The sequence below is a fragment of the Rhizobium sp. 01T417 genome (assembly GCF_056398905.1).
In genome coordinates, this window is record NZ_JBFTQH010000014.1 from 76,713 (window position 1) to 91,701 (window position 14,989).

Here is a 14,989-nt window from a genome sequence, read left to right on the forward strand (position 1 = left end):
GATCCCGACAAAGACGATGAATGGAACTGGCCCTTGAATAATACGCTGCGTGCTCGGCGAACTTTCTCTGGACGCAGCGCCAGCTGAGGGCTGGAATGGCGTGGCATTTTCTCGATTTTAGTCGGAACAAAGGCCAGCGTTGCTTTTTTGATGGGTTGAAATGGCGGCTTCTTTCGTTGCCGTTTCTTTGATGTCCAAATGCTCTCCTCGCCCCGCTTGTGCTCAGGTGGGGAACTTTTGCATGACCCACCTGATCCGATGCCAGAGTTTTTGATTACACTCGCGATCACCATCGCCGCGTATCGTTATGCCGATGGCCTGAAGCCACAACTGCCGCTCCGTGGGTCGGCGGTGCGGATGACTATCTAAACCTGATCCATCAGCGTTTCTGTCTGAACAGGAGTGCTTAATCCGCACACTGTGAACCCGTGGCAGCCTAACGCAAACAATTGTCTTCCGGCAGCAAGATTTCGACCGGCCGAAAACGGTACTGGTTTTGCGCGGAGACGAAGTAATTGAGTGTCAATGCACGGCAATGCGACCGGAGGGCTGGGATCTGGTTGCATTGCCGGTTGTACTGCGGCCGGATGGGTCCTTCCGTTCAATCAAAGCGCAACTTGCAAAAGTGCCCCCGTGCAGAACGGCTGACGGTCGAAGATGTGACCAATCTGCTACGCGCACCGAGGAGACCGGGAAGTCTCGCCATCGCGCCCGCCCCCAAAAACGCCTCTGGAGGAGGAACTGATGTCAGCGAGAACGCTGCGGGAAGAATTCGAGCACCTGTCACGCTTCGTGTGGGTGTCGTGGAACAACAGCGGTCGCGAGCAGGCTCTGCTCGTGGCCCGCAGCTTCGCCGCCGACTTCCCCTTGGTCGGCACGGCCGAAGACTTCATGCGCCGCGCCGAAGCAATGCGACAGGAGCCCGGCAGGCTCACCCAAAGCTCGACGCAACCGCCCTCCACGCTTTCCGCCATCTGCGCAAAAGCAACGGAATAGCTTGGCCATTGCGCAAGCAGATCAGATGGCGACGTCGGCGCCATGCGACGAACGGCACGTCACAAGGGCCGACTGGCATGTCGCGCGTATGTCACCGGGATAAATGAGCCTGACAGGAACGAGAGATGCGGTCCGAGTTTGCGTATAAAAGGAAAAGCATCATGCTGTTGCTTCGACTGTCGGGATTTGGACAGGAGCGCGCCGAAATTCAAGCGGGCTCTTGCCTGTCCAACGGCGGCAAGCGTGACTGAAGGAGCTCGGATGGTGAAACCCCAACAACCAGGCAATCTGGGACGCCTGAAGATCGTCTTCGAGGTAACGCATCGCAAGCTCACGGCGCATTTGATCCAGGACCTCACTAAAGCTTAGGCCCTCGGCCGCCAATTTACGAGCAAATGTCCTCTCGCTCAAACCAAGTCGTTTTGCAACGGTTCCTATGGACGCCTCGGCATGCGGCAACAGTGGCGCAATATTGTTTTCCACGATCGTTCGGAACCGGCTGGTATTGGCCATGCGGGTTGTCATCGCCTCGTCGCACATCTTCAGTATCAGTTCGTTGAGAAATGGGTCGTCTCCAACGACCGGGAGCTCTAGCGTTCCGGCGTTGAAAATGATTTCATCCGTTTCTGCTCCGAATTCGACCTCACATCCAAACACGCGCCGGATATAGGTCAGGTCGCCAGTTCTATGATGAACAAATCTCACCTTGTGCGGCGAAAGATCCCGTCCGACGAGTTTGCGGCAGAGGCGCACAAGGGCAAATAACAGCAACTCCATGTTGTGCTGGTCGCGATGCCTCTGCACCCCCGTGTAGGAGACTTCGACAGAACATGCGGGCTTCTCCTTAAGCCGCACGACGAGTGCCTCGTTTCCAAGGCGGACATATCTTCCAAGGCGCATGAAGGCGTCATTCAGATCGTGTGACGAGGCCATCACGTAGTAAAGCATCCCCATTTCACGTAAGTCGCATTCCTTGGCCAAGGCAAGACCCATCCAAGCATTCTTCGAAACATGAGCGACCAACTGCAGGAAATGCATTTGCGCGGTGACATGAATTCGCCGGCGCTCTGCGATCGCTGCGCTCGAAAGGCCAGACCGCGACAGCAAAGGCGCAACCTCAATTCCAGCACGTTCCAGATGCTGAACTGCCAGGCGCGTGGCCAGTCCCCATGAAGTTGGTCCATTGATCAGGTTTTGAATGTCAGGTTCGCGTTGCCCGGCCATGAGCGGTGTCCCCCCCCGAAGCTGCAATACTGCCATTGTTTGTACTTGTTCGCAAACTTCAACCGGTGGCATTTCCTTTCTCTCGCACCTGAGAGATGTGGCAGCTGCCGCAAATTAATGTCAGCACATCACAAGCCGAGCGATTCTCAACGCAATATAACCGCCGACAACGGGTAAATGTCGATCGCACGATTGAAACGCCGCCTCACAGTCGAGGGGTACCGGTTTCGTGCGCTTCTCGTGGGTTGGATTGATAGATGCATCTAGCAGTCCATCAGTTTTCCCGGCGGACCAAGTGGGGGGTATGGTCACCGCCGGGATGTCGCCGCCGCTCGTGTCGTCATCGCAACGTCCACGGTGAGGCGTTCTGGGAGGAACGCGCAGACCGAGTGGCGGCGGCTCCGGCGCAGCCCCCCTAATCGACCGCGAAGCGCCTGACAGCATCCATTTTCTTCCGCAAACAAACGGCAAAGTGCGATTGCGCGACCGCCTGCGCACCAGTAATTTCAACGAGCGACCCGCACATGAAAGCTGCTTCTTCCGAAACCAGGAAGGCAACCAGCGCCGCGACCTCATCAGGATGAGCACGGGCAGATGCTAGAGGCGATCCGTGAGCGCAACGTCGAACTTGCCGATGAGCTTGCGCATGCGCATACCCCTCAATTCCAGCAGAATTTCATCAACTTCATGCGCGAGAACTACACGACCGACGTGGCACTGGGGCCGCTCAAAGCTGCTGAGTGATCACGACGATCTCAAGCATAGCGACTATGGGACCGGGTCATAATACGACGCATCCGCCGGCATCATGTGTTCGGAGCCCGCAAGCCCCAGGAGCCTGTCAGCACAGCCCTACGTCATGGCGTGACCTGTTTGCCATAGAGCCTGCTGGCCCGCAGCAGACGCTGTGAATAGGGATGTTCGACCGCACCTTGCCGCAAGCGCTCGATCTCGACTTGTTCAACGATTTCGCCAGCTTCCATGATTGCGACCGTGCTGCACATGTGGGAGACGACGGCCAGGTCATGGCTGACGAGCAGATAGGTCAGGCCGCGATCTTTCCGCAGATCGTCCAGAAGATTGAGAATTTCAGCCTGGACCGAGACATCAAGCGCAGAGGTCGGCTCGTCGAGAAGCAGAACGGCCGGATCAAGAACCAAGGCGCGGGCGATCGCAACACGCTGGCGTTGCCCACCAGAGAGTTGATGTGGGAATCTGTAGCTGAGTGACGGGTCGAGCCCAACCGAGCGGAGAACTGCATCGACATCAATCGAATTGGTAGCAAGCCCCTGATTGCGGAGCGGCTCCTTGATCTGTGAGCGGATCGTCTTGCGGGGATGGAGTGATCCGTAGGGATCCTGAAACACCATCTGGACGCGCCGGAAAAATGGCCGGTCGCGCCGGCGGTCCAGCGTTTCGCCGTCCAGTCTGATCCGTCCCTCGTATTGTGGATTGAGGCCGGACATGGCGCGTAGAACCGTTGATTTTCCACAGCCAGATTCGCCAACGAGCCCAAACGCGGCGCCCTTTCCAACAGCAAGGCTGAGATTTTTGACGACCGGCCTTAGGTTGGCGCCGAAGCGGACTGTGAGGTTACTGATTTCAATCACCGCGGCAACTCCAGCACGTTGTCATTTAACCAGGCCGGGTCACGCTTCAGGATCGGCAAGCGGGTGGGCGGGTTTTCGATCGAGGGCAGCGACGCAAGCAGACCCTGCGTATAGGGATGTTTTGCGGATTCCAGTTCGCGGGCCTTGAGAACCTCAACGACCCTGCCGGCATACATGATTAGGACACGGTCGCAGAAGTTTCGAACGAGGTTCAAATCGTGGCTGATGAAAATCAGACCGAGGTTACGGCGCGCAACGAGCTCATCCAGCAATGCCAAGATTTCAAGCCGCACCGTGACATCAAGCGCCGAGGTTGGCTCATCTGCGATTAAGACCTCGGGCTCGGCGATCAGCATCATGGCGATCATCACGCGCTGGCCCATGCCGCCCGATATTTCGTGCGGATAGAGGCGAGCCACCTTCTCAACATCTCGGATCTTGACCGCATCCAGCATCGCGAGCATCTGCTCGAAGGCCCGTTTCGCCGTGGCTTTGGGATAGTGAAAGCGATAGGTTTCGGCGATCTGCTCGCCCACCCGCATGACGGGGTTCAACGAATATTTCGGGTCTTGCAAGATCAACCCGATCCGCCGTCCTCTGATCGTCATCATCGCGCGCTCGTCGGCCTTGAGCAGATCCACGCCTTGAAAAGTCATCTGCTGAGCGCTGACGATTGCGGTCGGTGGCAAGAGTTTCATTATCGCGCGACCAACCGTGGACTTTCCCGATCCAGACTCACCAACGATGCCGAGTTTTTCCTGTCCGAGTGAAAAGGTGACGCCGCGCACGGCCCTCACTGTTCCGTGTCCGAAGGCGATCTCGAGATTGCGAATGTCGATAAGTGACGTACTCATTGCGAACCCCTCGGATCAAGAACATCGCGAAGCGCGTCGCCGACGAGGTTGAACGCAAGGCTGACGAGGGCGATTGCAATGCCGGGTGCTGCAATGACCCATGGGCTGTCGAGCATGAATTCGCGGCCGGTCGCCGCCATCGCCCCCCACTCGGGCCGGGGGGGCTGCGCGCCAAGGCCAAGAAAGCCGAGGCCGGCTGCCGTAATGATGATGCCCGCCATATTCAGTGTCACGCGCACAATAACGGAGGGAATGCACATCGGCAGGATGTGACGGGTGATGATCGTTGCAGGCGTTGCTCCCTGGAGCCGCACGGCGGCAATGAAGTCGGCCTTTCGCAGGCTGAGCGTCTCTGCGCGCGCAAGGCGTGCAATCGGTGGCCAGGCCGTGAGCGAGATCGCGATGATGGCATTGGTAATGCCCGGACCAAGGGCTGCTGCAAACCCGAGCGCCAGCACCAACCCGGGAAATGACAGGAAGATGTCGGTGATGCGCATCAGCACTTCATCGACAATTCCGCCGAAATAGCCCGAGCAGGTACCGATTAAAAGTCCCATTGGTGCGACGATGACGGAGACGAGAATAATGATGTAGAGCGTCGTGCGGGCGCCGTAGACAATACGGGCAAAGACATCACGGCCGAAATTGTCGGTCCCGAGCCAGTGCTCCGCGGATGGTGGCGAAAGGCGTCCGGCCATGTCCTGGACGATCGGATCGTAAGCCGTCAGGAGTGGCGCGGAGAGCGCAACAAGGATCAAAAGGACAATGATTGCCAACCCTGCCAGGCCGAGCGGGTGAAGGCGAAATTTCAGCCAGCCCTGATGGAATTGCTGCGCGCTCGATTGAAACCAGCCCTGGGGTTCGGGCGCGTGTAGCCATTTGTTAAAGCGGCCGCCGTCTATGCGGCCGGCTTGTTCTGTGGACATCGTCATCGGCGTCACCGTGTTCTCGGATCAAGGATGCGGTAAAGCACATCCGAAAGGATGTTGATCGTCAGGAAGACGGCGCCGATCGTCAGCACTGCTCCCATCACGACGTTCATGTCATTCATCTGAAGCCCGCGCGTCAGATACTGGCCAAGTCCCGGCCATCCGAAAACGGTCTCTATGAGCACTGCGCCTTCCAGAAGGCCCCCGAACGTCAACGCCATGATCGTCAATAGCTGCACGCGAATGTTCCTGAAGGCGTGGCGCCAGACAACCTTGCGCCGCCCGAGCCCCTTTGCCCTGGCCGTCACGATGTATTCCTGACTGAGCTGCTCGAGCATGAAGCTGCGCGACATGCGGCTGATATAGGCCACGGAATAGTAGCCAAGGATGGCGCCGGGAAGGATGATGTGGCCAAGCGCACTCTGGAACACGTCCCACTGCCCCTCAACCGCAGAGTCGATCAACAGAAAGCCGGTTACAGGTGTGACGAGCCCCTCATAGAATACGTCGACGCGTCCCGATGCGCCGACAAGCTGAAGCTTTGCATAAAAGACAAAAAGCGCCATCAGGCCGGTCCAGAAGATCGGAATGGAATGACCGGCCAGCGCAACGATCCGTGCAACGTGATCAATGACGGTGCCGCGCCTGACGGCAGCGGTGATGCCGAGTGGTACACCGACGAGTGCTCCGACGATCATGGCGATGACTGCAAGCTCGATTGTCGCAGGGAAGATCGCCAATAGGTCGGTGAGGATCGGCTGTCCGGTCGTTGCCGATGTTCCAAGGTCGCCCGTCGCGACCCTTCCGACATAGCTCAGGAATTGCACGAGGATCGGCTGCCCCAGTCCCAGCTCGTTGTAGACACGGTCATAGACCTCCTTGCTGACCTCCGGCCCGGTGATGGCAAGCACCGGGTCGGCGGGAAGCAACCGCCCCATCGAAAAGGTAAGAAAGAGCAGGCCGAGGAGCGTGGTCACGATCGCCACCACGCGCCCTGCCAATCGTCTTAGAATGATTGCGAGTGGATGCGGCGCAGCATAGGCCACTTCTTCTTCGCTGAAAGTGGTGTCGGAATCTCGCTTGGATACTAGATCGGCATTCGCCACGACCCCTTACTCCTTGGTTACGTCGTGCCAGCGCGTCGACCATGTGGTGTGGCCGTGGTAACCCTTGACTGCGGCACGCATGACATAAGGGTCCGTCCGCTGGAAGAAGATGACGAGCGGGGCATCCATTCCGGAATAAACGCTATCCATCTTCTTGAAGATTTCCGTGCGTTTGCCGCTATCACGTTCCTTCATCGACTGATCGACAAGCGTGTTAAGTTCGTCCACCTTCATTCCGGCCCGCCATAGATAGTAACTTCCAAGACGTGCCTCATCGCTGTTGTCCGGATTGTAGGCGTACTGGGTGGCAACAGCGAAGGGGTCGGGAAGACGGGCTCCCGAGTTTCCGAGCAGGACTTCGTATTTCCGCTCCCTGAACGCTGGCGTGAATTCGCCAGGCACGAGATCAAGGTCAAGTCCGGCGACGCGCGCACTCGCCTGCAGCGCCTCGGCAAACGGCAAGGTTGCCGCTCCGGACGGATTGAGGACCTTCTTCAATCCATTGGGATACCCTGCCTCTGCAAGCAGTTGCTTGGCTTTGGCAGGATCGTAGTCATAGCGGGAAGCCGCCTCGTCGGGAGCGCCCATCATCCCACGCGGGATCATCGACTGCCACGGGAAGCCCGTGTAGCGCATGATGTTTCCGGAAATCGCCTTCCAGTCGAACGCATGTTGGAAGGCCTCGCGAACCTTGGGCTTTTGAAGATCCGGATCCTTCTGATTGAGGGCAATGTAATAGAAGCCGAGGCCAGGAACGTTGTCGATCACCATCTCCTTGTTCGTGGACAAGGCATCGAGATCGCCGCTTGCCAGATATTGTCCGACATCGACGTCGCCTGCTTCAAGCTGCAGCCTGAGATTCCCGGATTCAGGAATGTGTCGGGCAACCACCCGCGCCATGGCCGGGGCACCACCCCAATAGGCCTTCTGTGCGTTGAAGATCGCAACATCGTTTGGACGCCATTGGGCAAGCGCAAACGGCCCGCTTCCCGCCGAGTTGGCCGACAGCCAAGCGCCCCCAAGGTCGCCGTTCGCCTCGTGCGACAGCACCGTCTTCTTGTCGACGATGCCGATCGACGATCCGGCAAGGGAATAGAGTACCAGATCGGTATTGACGGGTCGTGGAAGTTCAATCTCGAGCGTGCGCTCGTCCTTGGCTCGTACAAGCTTCTCGACGTTGTCAGGCGTAAAGCCCCATAGCGCGATATCGGTCGAACCGACCTGACCCATCTTGATGACGCGTTGGATCGACCAGGCAGCATCTTCTGCCGTGACAGGATTGCCGCTTTGGAAGACAGCATCCTCGCGCAATGTCAGGCTGATGACCTTGCCGTCGTCCGACACGCTCCATTTCGTCGCGAGCATCGGCTTTAACGTCTTCAGATCGTCCGGCGACAACTGCACGAGGTTATCGTAGAGGTTGGAGATCAGTTCGGAGACTGTCCGCGCATTGTTCTGCGCCGGATCAAGCGTTCTGATGCCGGTCAGATTGGTACCGATCACCAGCATGTTCGGCGGGGATGCCGCAAGTGAAGGTTGCGCGACAATCAATGCGCTGGCCATTGCAGCCGTTGCCAACAGGTTCCTCAGCATTTCAAGACCTCCCAATCTTGGGGCGTCAAATCGCCCTGGCTTAACAGATGAATGTCGAACTCAGCCCGCCGCCCTCGTGTCGACCGGCGCTTCCCCATACCGCTGGATGTCACCGGCAGCCTCCCAGGCACGAAGCAGGCGAAACAGTTCTTCTCGATCGCTCTCGTCCAGCATCGGCAATCCCGGCACGCGAACCGGACCGACGTTCAGGCCGGAATGGGTGACCGCCTCCTTGACGACCGTCACATTCGCACCGTTGCGGTATTTCGTGCGCATGCGTTCGAACGGCTCAAGCTTGTTAAGAATGGCGCGAGCCCCGTCGTAATCGCCGCTGGCAAGCGCTTCGTGCACCGCAAGCGAGAGCTTTGGCGCAACGTTGACAAGTCCGGAGGTAAAGCCCCGTGCGCCGGCGGCGGTAAACGACAGAGCCCAGCTTTCAGCGAGGCCGCAGACAAAGAGTGCGCCTGCAGGATCGGAGGCTGAAATCGCCCGCGAAAGCAGCATTAGATCCGGTGTTGCGAACTTGATGCCGGCGATGTTTTCATGGCGGGCAAGGCGGACCATGTCTTCGACATTAAAACCGTCGGCTCGCACATAGGCAATCATTGGCAGGGGCGAAGCATCCGCCAGCTTGCAGAAATAGTCGATTTGCGCCGATGGTGCCGCAAAGGGATCGACGGGCTGATGCGCCATGACGGCAGATGCGCCGATCGCAGCTGCGTCCCTTGCCATTCGGACTGCCTCGCGCAGTGATCTGCCGATCGCGGCCGTCACCGGCGCCTTGCCATCGACACCTGTGACCGCAGCCTCGTGTACGCTGCGGATCTCCTCCACGGTCAAGGCATAGAACTCGCCGGTGTTTCCAGCCGCGACGATGTTGTGGATGCCAGCCATCGCCACCCGGCGATAAATATTTGCAGTCGAACGGGGTTCGACCTCACCGTTTTTGTCATAGGCCGTCACGGGAACGCCGGACACGCCCGTCAGGGCCTGGCGCATGGTTGCGATACTCATCTTCTCTCCCCTACCTGTCGATCAACTCGCGAAGCGGATAGGCGCCAGGCGCTCGCCATCAACATCAAGAGCAATGGCGGTACCGGCCTCGTAATAGCCACTGCGGTCGGTCGGCTCATCAATCGACTCCCTGGAACATTCGAGCGCGTGCGTTCAGGATGTGGCGCTTCATCGCGTCGTGGGCCTCGGCTTCGTTTCGCGCAAGGATCGCCGCCACGATCACCGCGTGCTCATCCTGGACGCTGCGTATCTGCGCAGGCGTGCGCTTGAGACTAAGACTTCGCGTCACGGAATGACCGACAGCAAAATGTGGCCTGAACCACTCGCGGACCGTGATGTGGAACTGGTTTCCGGTGGCAATGGCGATCGCGTCATGCAGCGCCTCATCCTCATCGGCCCCAAGCTCGCCGTTGCGCAAGCATTCCTCGATTGCCTGCAGTGCGGCCATGATCCGCTCCTTGTCCTCCGGCTGCCAGTTGCGGGCGGCAAGCCCCGCTGCCTCCGCTTCGAGACCTGCGCGAAATTCGAAAAAGCGCTGAACGTCGGCGAGCGATCCGACCGGCACCATCTTCAGCATCGATGAGTCCGGCCGCTGTCGGACATAGGAGCCGGAACCCTTGCGTGAGACGACAAGGCCATCGGTCCTCAATCGTTCAAGTGCTTCGCGCACAACCGGCCTCGAAGCACCGAACATGGCGGCAAGCTTCGATTCCGGCGGCAACCGTTCGTTCACCGGAAAGTTTCCGTCTGCGATCATCCCGACGATCTTCTCGTAGATGATGTCGCTGAAGCGGGTTGCACCCTTGCTAGGCTCCATGGCGGCGGAAAGTTTCGTCATCGTCCCTTTTCTTTCCTCCAGACCGCAAATTCCGCAGCGGTGCCCTCGTTGGGCGGATAGAGACCAAATATCCCCTGCCCGGCGCGCACCCGTTCCTCCACAAAATCCTCGAAAACGGTTTGCTCGAAAGCCTCGATGGCGACCTCTTCTGCCATCGCTGCCGGGATGACGACCACGCCTTCATTGTCGCCAACCATGAGATCGCCGGGATAGACGGGCACATCACCGCAGCCAATCGGCTGATTGATATCGAGGGCATGGTGGCGCACCAGGTTCGTCGGCGCCGAGGGTGCTGCGTGATAGGCTGCAAACGGCAGGGAGGCGATGTCCGGCGTGTCGCGAAAACCCCCATCGGTAACAACGCCTGCCGCACCGCGCTTGAAGAGGCGCGTAATCAGGATTCCACCGGCGGAAGCGGCCGAATGATCCTTGCGGCTATCGATAACAAGCACGGCGCCTTGCGGGCATTCTTCGATGGCGCGGCGCTGCGGGTGATTCAAATCGCCAAAGACGCCGAGATGATCGATGTCCTCCCGCGCAGGAATGTAGCGCAGCGTGAAGGCAGGCCCGACCAGGCGAGGCGCTTGCGGATTGATCTTGTGAATGCCGCGGATGAAGACATTCCTCAAGCCGCGCTTCATCAACACCGTCGTCAGCGTTGCCGTCGAGACTGCTCCCAATTTTGTTCGCACAGCATCTGACAGATTCATATCCCCATGCCTTCCTGGACGGTCGTTTAGAGGTGAAAGCAGGCGTTTCCTCACCACCATCGCTACATAATCTGTAATTATCTGTCAACTCTTGTAATTATTTGAAACCTTGCCTATCGTCAGCAGCAGCGCCAGGGAGAGCGCTTTGAGGCAGGACGGGAGCTCGTCCTGCCGTCCGCCTTTTGGGCAATGTGGGAGGAAGTGATGCGGAATCAGTCTGCGCGACATCGTCGGGCGCGCGATCCCTGGAGAGCATGCCGGAGTTTGCCACCTTGACGGACATGCCGAGGGATCAGACGGGAAAGCGCTGCATGCTTGTCGAGGTCACGAAGGAGACAAGGACTGCAGCGCCGCTGTTCGGCGTCGGACAATCCTCAGAGCGCGCCTCGATCAGCGACAGCGGGATCGCTCGCGGCATCTTCGCTGCATCTAACAGACATCTGAGGCACTGGAGTTTCTTACAATGAAGATTACCGGGATCAGAACCTTTCTCATGCATGCCGGCCAGCCCGATCCGTCCAAATGGGCTTCTGATGAACGGTCAGGCGATGGCGCCTCCAGGCTGCCAGGCACAAGAAACTGGCTGTTTTTGAAAATCGACACGGACGAAGGCATAACAGGTATCGGCGAATGCTCCGGATGGCCGCGTGTCATCGAGACCGCGATCCACGATCTTGCGCCGCTCCTCATCGGCGAGGACCCGGCCCATATCGAGCGGCTATGGCAGAAGATGCATGTCGCCATGATGGGTCACGGCATGTTGGGAACGGTTGGCGCCGGCGCCATGACCGGCATAGACATGGCACTGTGGGACATCAAGGGAAAGTCGCTCGGTGTGCCAGTCTGGATGCTGCTTGGCGGCAAGGTTCGTGACCGGATTCCGATCTACTCCCATGCAAACACGCCCGAGCGGGCACTTGCCGTCAAGGAACGCGGGATAAAGGCGATCAAATGCGGCGGGGTTGCGGACCCGGTGCGCAAGGTTGCCGCCTTGCGCGAAGCAGTCGGCAACGAGATCGACATTGCAATCGATCTTCATGGCCCGCCCTGGCTAACACCGGCCGATGCCTGCCGGCTGGTCAGGGCGCTTGAGCCTTACGAACTCTTCTGGGTCGAGGATCCGATCGCACCGGAAAACATCGATGGCTACCGACGCATTCGCGATGCCGCCCACGTTCCCTTGGCAGCCGGCGAACGTTCGGCGACGATTTTTGGAGAGCGCGAACTGATCGAAAACGAACTGGTCGACATCATCCAGCCCGATACCGGGCGGGCCGGTGGCATTACGCAGATGAAGAAGATCGCGGCCATGGCCGAGGCCCATCACATCCAGATGGCGCCGCATTCAGGCTCGCTCGGTCCTGTCGCCGAATACGCTGCGTTGCAAGTGCTGGCGGCTATTCCGAACGCCCTCATCCTCGAACGCATCGATGACGATTGGGACGGTCGAAAGCTGACGATTTTGCCCCATCCACAACAGGTCGGCGGATCGATTGCCGTCCCGGACGCGCCGGGTCTTGGTTGTGATATCGATGAAGCATTCGTGGCGCGCTTTCCAAGCGGCGGGAATGTCTCCGTGCCGGTGCCCGAGAGTGCCGGCTCCTACAATCCCGGAACTTATAACGAGCATCTTTACGTCCAGACGCGCCTGTCGCGTCACCGCTATTTCAATCGCTAGAAGGAAAGAGAAATGAAGATCGACCGCATGCGGGTGTTCATGACCCGCGACAAGGACCGTCCCCGCGTCATCGTCGCACTCGACACCGACGACGGTCTGACGGGCTGGGGCGAATGCTACAACCACGGTCCCGACAAGGCGCTCCCTCCCCTCCTCGACTACCTCTATGGTTTTCTGTCCGGTCAGGATCCAACGCGTGTCGACTATCTGGTCAATCTGTTGATCCAGCAAAGCCGGTTCCCACCGGGCGCCCTTGGGTTGGCTGCGATCTCGGCGCTTGATCACTGCCTTTGGGACCTCGCCGCAAAGGCTGCCAATCTTCCCGTCTACAAGCTGCTTGGCGGTGAAGTTCGCGATCGTGTCAAGGTCTATGCCGGCGTCTATACAGCACCCGATGCACCAGCAGCGCGCGATGAGTTCGATCGGCTGAATGAAGAATGGGGCTTTACCGCATTCAAGCTCAGCCCGTGGCGCATCGACATGCACGCACATCGCTGGGGCAACGTGGTCAAGGCGTCGGCGGATTATTTCCGCTCTCTGCGGGAGACCGTGCGGGACGAGTACGAGATCGCATTTGACGCACATGCAAAGATCTTCGAGCCTGTCGCCGCACGCCAGCTCGGCAATGCGCTTGCTCCCTACGATCCGCTGTTTTACGAGGAGCCCCTCCGCCCCGAAAACATCGAGGCCTGGGGCGATCTCAAGCAGGGGCTGAACTGCGTGCTCGCAACAGGTGAATCGCTGTACAATCGAAACGAGTTCCTGCGCCTTCTGCAGGTCAAGGGCGCCGACCTGATCCAACCCGACATCTGCGTGGTCGGCGGCATCAGCGAGATGCGGCGCATTGCAACACTTGCCGAAGCGCATTTCGTCGGCGTGGCGCCCCACAATCCCATGGGACCACTCGCCACGGCCGTGAATGTTCACTTCTCCGCCGCCGCACAGAATTTTCGTATTCTGGAGTATCGGCTGCCTAAGGGGCAGGCGTATGTCTACGGCGGCCTTGATATTGAGAGCCGACAGGGCGAAACGCGTTACGTCATCGATCCCTATTTGCCCAAGGACGGCTATCTCGAGCTGAGGCCGGACAGGCCGGGCTGGGGCGTTGAGATGGACGAAGAAGCCATGGTTCATGAAGGCTATGTGCACTGGCAACGCCGCGTTCCCAAACGGCCGGACGGCTCTTACGCTTTTGCGTAAGTGCTCATCGAGCGCCGTCCAGCCTTGAAGGCCAGACTGTCAACGGCATCGGCGGTATTTGACGCCGCCGATGAAAGCTGTCAGCCAATCGATAGTGGATTGGTTGTGTAAAATTTGAGTTGGCCGTCGTCGATTGCAGCGACTGAATGATGCTGATTGACGCCCCCGTCCGGGAACACGTCTACATGGATGCTGTTATCCGGGAAGCAATGCCCGACTTGAAAGGAAAGGAAAGAAAAGCAACGCGTCCCACGTGTCAGGAGAACCGATGCTCCTTTCCGTTGACGGGGGACGCGAAGAGGGTCTCGCCGACCGAAATTTGCCGGTCGCCGTCCGTGCGTACGACGAGCACCTGCAACTCCGGTACATCAAGATGGATGACCGTATCTGCGCCGAGCCGCTCGATATGACGCACTTTGCCTTGCCATTTTCCTTCCGTTGATGAGAGCACGATATGTTCGGGCCGGATACCATAGATCCGGCAGCCTTCCCGCGCGGCAATCTCCGCTTCAAACAGGTTCATCTTCGGCGAGCCGATAAAGCCCGCGACAAATGGAGTGGCCGGATTGTTGTAGAGCGCCATCGGTGTCCCGACCTGCTCGATGGCCCCGCCGTTCAAAACGACGATCTTGTCGGCCATTGTCATCGCCTCCACCTGATCGTGCGTGACGTAGATCATTGTGGCGCCGAGCTTGGCATGAAGCTCGGTCAGTTCGATGCGCATCTGCGAGCGGAGCGACGCGTCGAGATTTGACAGGGGTTCGTCGAACAGGAAGACTTTCGGGTTGCGGACGATGGCACGGCCGATCGCGACGCGTTGGCGCTGGCCGCCGGAGAGCGCCTTTGGCTTGCGGTCGAGCAGATGCGAGAGCTGCAAGATATCGGCAGTCTGCTTCACCCGTTCGGCGATTTCCGCCTTGGGCCGCCTGGCAAGCGAGAGGCCGAAGCCGATGTTTTCTGCGACCGTCAGATGCGGATAAAGCGCGTAGGATTGAAACACCATAGCAATGCCGCGCTTGGAGGGTTCGGCATCTGTGACATCCTTGCTGTCGATGAAGACCTTGCCCGATGTCTGGGTCTCCAGTCCGGAAATGATGCGGAGCAACGTCGACTTCCCGCAACCGGACGGACCGACAAAGACGCAGAATTCGCCGGCATCGACGGTGAGATCAACTCCCTTCATCACCTCCAGGCTGCCAAAGCTCTTGCGGACTTTTTCGAGAACAACGCTTGTCAT

At 58.8% G+C, this 14,989-nt stretch carries 14 protein-coding genes and 2 pseudogenes; 4 read left to right on the forward strand and 12 right to left on the reverse strand.

Translation table 11 applies throughout. From position 1 onward, the window contains the following. The first annotated feature begins 744 nt into the window (after positions 1 to 744). Positions 745 to 996: a hypothetical protein gene (locus tag AC1DPR_RS15840; protein ID WP_018856342.1), complete on the forward strand. Its 252-nt coding sequence runs from the start codon at positions 745 to 747 to the stop codon at positions 994 to 996. A 159-nt stretch (positions 997 to 1,155) separates the two neighbouring features. Here the strand turns inward: AC1DPR_RS15840 and AC1DPR_RS15845 are convergent, their stop codons facing one another. Together AC1DPR_RS15845 and AC1DPR_RS15850 are read right to left on the reverse strand one after the other, a co-directional pair. Next, on the reverse strand, positions 1,156 to 2,220 hold the full coding sequence (locus AC1DPR_RS15845; RefSeq protein ID WP_477816657.1) for an AraC family transcriptional regulator: 1,065 nt from the start codon (positions 2,218 to 2,220) through the stop codon (positions 1,156 to 1,158). A gap of 481 nt (positions 2,221 to 2,701) precedes the next feature. Continuing rightward, a pseudogene (locus AC1DPR_RS15850) lies at positions 2,702 to 2,800 on the reverse strand (short-chain dehydrogenase); the annotation flags it as partial. On the opposite strand from AC1DPR_RS15850, the pseudogene AC1DPR_RS15855 reads away from it, so the two are divergent. Continuing rightward, positions 2,800 to 2,964, forward strand: a pseudogene (locus tag AC1DPR_RS15855) (GntR family transcriptional regulator); the annotation flags it as partial. The pseudogenes AC1DPR_RS15850 and AC1DPR_RS15855 overlap by 1 nt on opposite strands. Positions 2,965 to 3,077: 113 nt before the next feature. On the opposite strand, the gene AC1DPR_RS15860 reads toward AC1DPR_RS15855, so the two are convergent. The 9 genes from AC1DPR_RS15860 to AC1DPR_RS15900 form a co-directional block, all read right to left on the reverse strand. After that, positions 3,078 to 3,830, reverse strand: coding sequence for an ABC transporter ATP-binding protein (locus tag AC1DPR_RS15860; RefSeq protein ID WP_113488844.1), 753 nt, complete (start codon positions 3,828 to 3,830; stop codon positions 3,078 to 3,080). Continuing rightward, entirely contained in the window at positions 3,827 to 4,684 is an 858-nt protein-coding gene (locus AC1DPR_RS15865; protein ID WP_113581058.1) for an ABC transporter ATP-binding protein, read from the reverse strand. The genes AC1DPR_RS15860 and AC1DPR_RS15865 overlap by 4 nt, the downstream gene beginning before the upstream one ends. After that, on the reverse strand, positions 4,681 to 5,616 hold the full coding sequence (locus tag AC1DPR_RS15870) for an ABC transporter permease (protein WP_113470397.1): 936 nt from the start codon (positions 5,614 to 5,616) through the stop codon (positions 4,681 to 4,683). The genes AC1DPR_RS15865 and AC1DPR_RS15870 overlap by 4 nt, the downstream gene beginning before the upstream one ends. A gap of 5 nt (positions 5,617 to 5,621) precedes the next feature. Beyond that, the gene (locus AC1DPR_RS15875) at positions 5,622 to 6,719 is read right to left on the reverse strand and encodes an ABC transporter permease (protein WP_113470376.1); all 1,098 of its coding nucleotides are present in this window, start codon (positions 6,717 to 6,719) and stop codon (positions 5,622 to 5,624) included. Positions 6,720 to 6,725: 6 nt separating this feature from the next. Further along, positions 6,726 to 8,312 (reverse strand): ABC transporter substrate-binding protein, encoded by a 1,587-nt coding sequence (locus tag AC1DPR_RS15880; protein WP_477816658.1) that lies wholly within the window; start codon positions 8,310 to 8,312, stop codon positions 6,726 to 6,728. Between the two features lie 60 nt (positions 8,313 to 8,372). Further along, positions 8,373 to 9,326, reverse strand: coding sequence for a dihydrodipicolinate synthase family protein (locus tag AC1DPR_RS15885; RefSeq protein WP_018856334.1), 954 nt, complete (start codon positions 9,324 to 9,326; stop codon positions 8,373 to 8,375). 118 nt (positions 9,327 to 9,444) lie between these two features. Then, on the reverse strand, positions 9,445 to 10,164 hold the full coding sequence (locus AC1DPR_RS15890) for a FadR/GntR family transcriptional regulator (RefSeq protein ID WP_113470379.1): 720 nt from the start codon (positions 10,162 to 10,164) through the stop codon (positions 9,445 to 9,447). Beyond that, positions 10,161 to 10,874, reverse strand: coding sequence for a ribonuclease activity regulator RraA (locus AC1DPR_RS15895; RefSeq protein WP_477816659.1), 714 nt, complete (start codon positions 10,872 to 10,874; stop codon positions 10,161 to 10,163). Before AC1DPR_RS15895 ends, AC1DPR_RS15890 begins: the two co-directional genes overlap by 4 nt. Positions 10,875 to 11,166: 292 nt before the next feature. Beyond that, complete coding sequence (locus tag AC1DPR_RS15900) at positions 11,167 to 11,292, reverse strand: hypothetical protein (protein WP_477816660.1); 126 nt, start codon at positions 11,290 to 11,292, stop codon at positions 11,167 to 11,169. 45 nt (positions 11,293 to 11,337) lie between these two features. Here AC1DPR_RS15900 and AC1DPR_RS15905 point away from each other — a divergent pair, with 45 nt between their 5' ends. Further along, positions 11,338 to 12,552, forward strand: coding sequence for a mandelate racemase/muconate lactonizing enzyme family protein (locus tag AC1DPR_RS15905; RefSeq protein ID WP_477816661.1), 1,215 nt, complete (start codon positions 11,338 to 11,340; stop codon positions 12,550 to 12,552). A gap of 12 nt (positions 12,553 to 12,564) precedes the next feature. Then, positions 12,565 to 13,752, forward strand: a complete 1,188-nt coding sequence (locus AC1DPR_RS15910; protein ID WP_018856329.1) for a galactarate dehydratase — start codon at positions 12,565 to 12,567, stop codon at positions 13,750 to 13,752. Between the two features lie 256 nt (positions 13,753 to 14,008). On the opposite strand, the gene AC1DPR_RS15915 is transcribed toward AC1DPR_RS15910, so the two are convergent. Beyond that, the gene (locus AC1DPR_RS15915; protein ID WP_113470380.1) at positions 14,009 to 14,989 is read right to left on the reverse strand and encodes an ABC transporter ATP-binding protein; all 981 of its coding nucleotides are present in this window, start codon (positions 14,987 to 14,989) and stop codon (positions 14,009 to 14,011) included.

What these genes read in the sequence shown, in the direction of transcription:
- AC1DPR_RS15915 (WP_113470380.1), bottom strand. Translation starts at nt 14,989, where the DNA reads ATGACAAGCGTTGTTCTCGAAAAAGTCCGCAAGAGCTTTGGCAGCCTG.
- AC1DPR_RS15885 (WP_018856334.1), bottom strand. Translation starts at nt 9,326, where the DNA reads ATGAGTATCGCAACCATGCGCCAGGCCCTGACGGGCGTGTCCGGCGTT.
- AC1DPR_RS15910 (WP_018856329.1), top strand. Translation starts at nt 12,565, where the DNA reads ATGAAGATCGACCGCATGCGGGTGTTCATGACCCGCGACAAGGACCGT.
- AC1DPR_RS15900 (WP_477816660.1), bottom strand. Translation starts at nt 11,292, where the DNA reads ATGCCGCGAGCGATCCCGCTGTCGCTGATCGAGGCGCGCTCTGAGGAT.
- AC1DPR_RS15870 (WP_113470397.1), bottom strand. Translation starts at nt 5,616, where the DNA reads ATGACGATGTCCACAGAACAAGCCGGCCGCATAGACGGCGGCCGCTTT.
- AC1DPR_RS15890 (WP_113470379.1), bottom strand. Translation starts at nt 10,164, where the DNA reads ATGACGAAACTTTCCGCCGCCATGGAGCCTAGCAAGGGTGCAACCCGC.
- AC1DPR_RS15845 (WP_477816657.1), bottom strand. Translation starts at nt 2,220, where the DNA reads ATGGCCGGGCAACGCGAACCTGACATTCAAAACCTGATCAATGGACCA.
- AC1DPR_RS15895 (WP_477816659.1), bottom strand. Translation starts at nt 10,874, where the DNA reads ATGAATCTGTCAGATGCTGTGCGAACAAAATTGGGAGCAGTCTCGACG.
- AC1DPR_RS15840 (WP_018856342.1), top strand. Translation starts at nt 745, where the DNA reads ATGTCAGCGAGAACGCTGCGGGAAGAATTCGAGCACCTGTCACGCTTC.
- AC1DPR_RS15905 (WP_477816661.1), top strand. Translation starts at nt 11,338, where the DNA reads ATGAAGATTACCGGGATCAGAACCTTTCTCATGCATGCCGGCCAGCCC.
- AC1DPR_RS15880 (WP_477816658.1), bottom strand. Translation starts at nt 8,312, where the DNA reads ATGCTGAGGAACCTGTTGGCAACGGCTGCAATGGCCAGCGCATTGATT.
- AC1DPR_RS15865 (WP_113581058.1), bottom strand. Translation starts at nt 4,684, where the DNA reads ATGAGTACGTCACTTATCGACATTCGCAATCTCGAGATCGCCTTCGGA.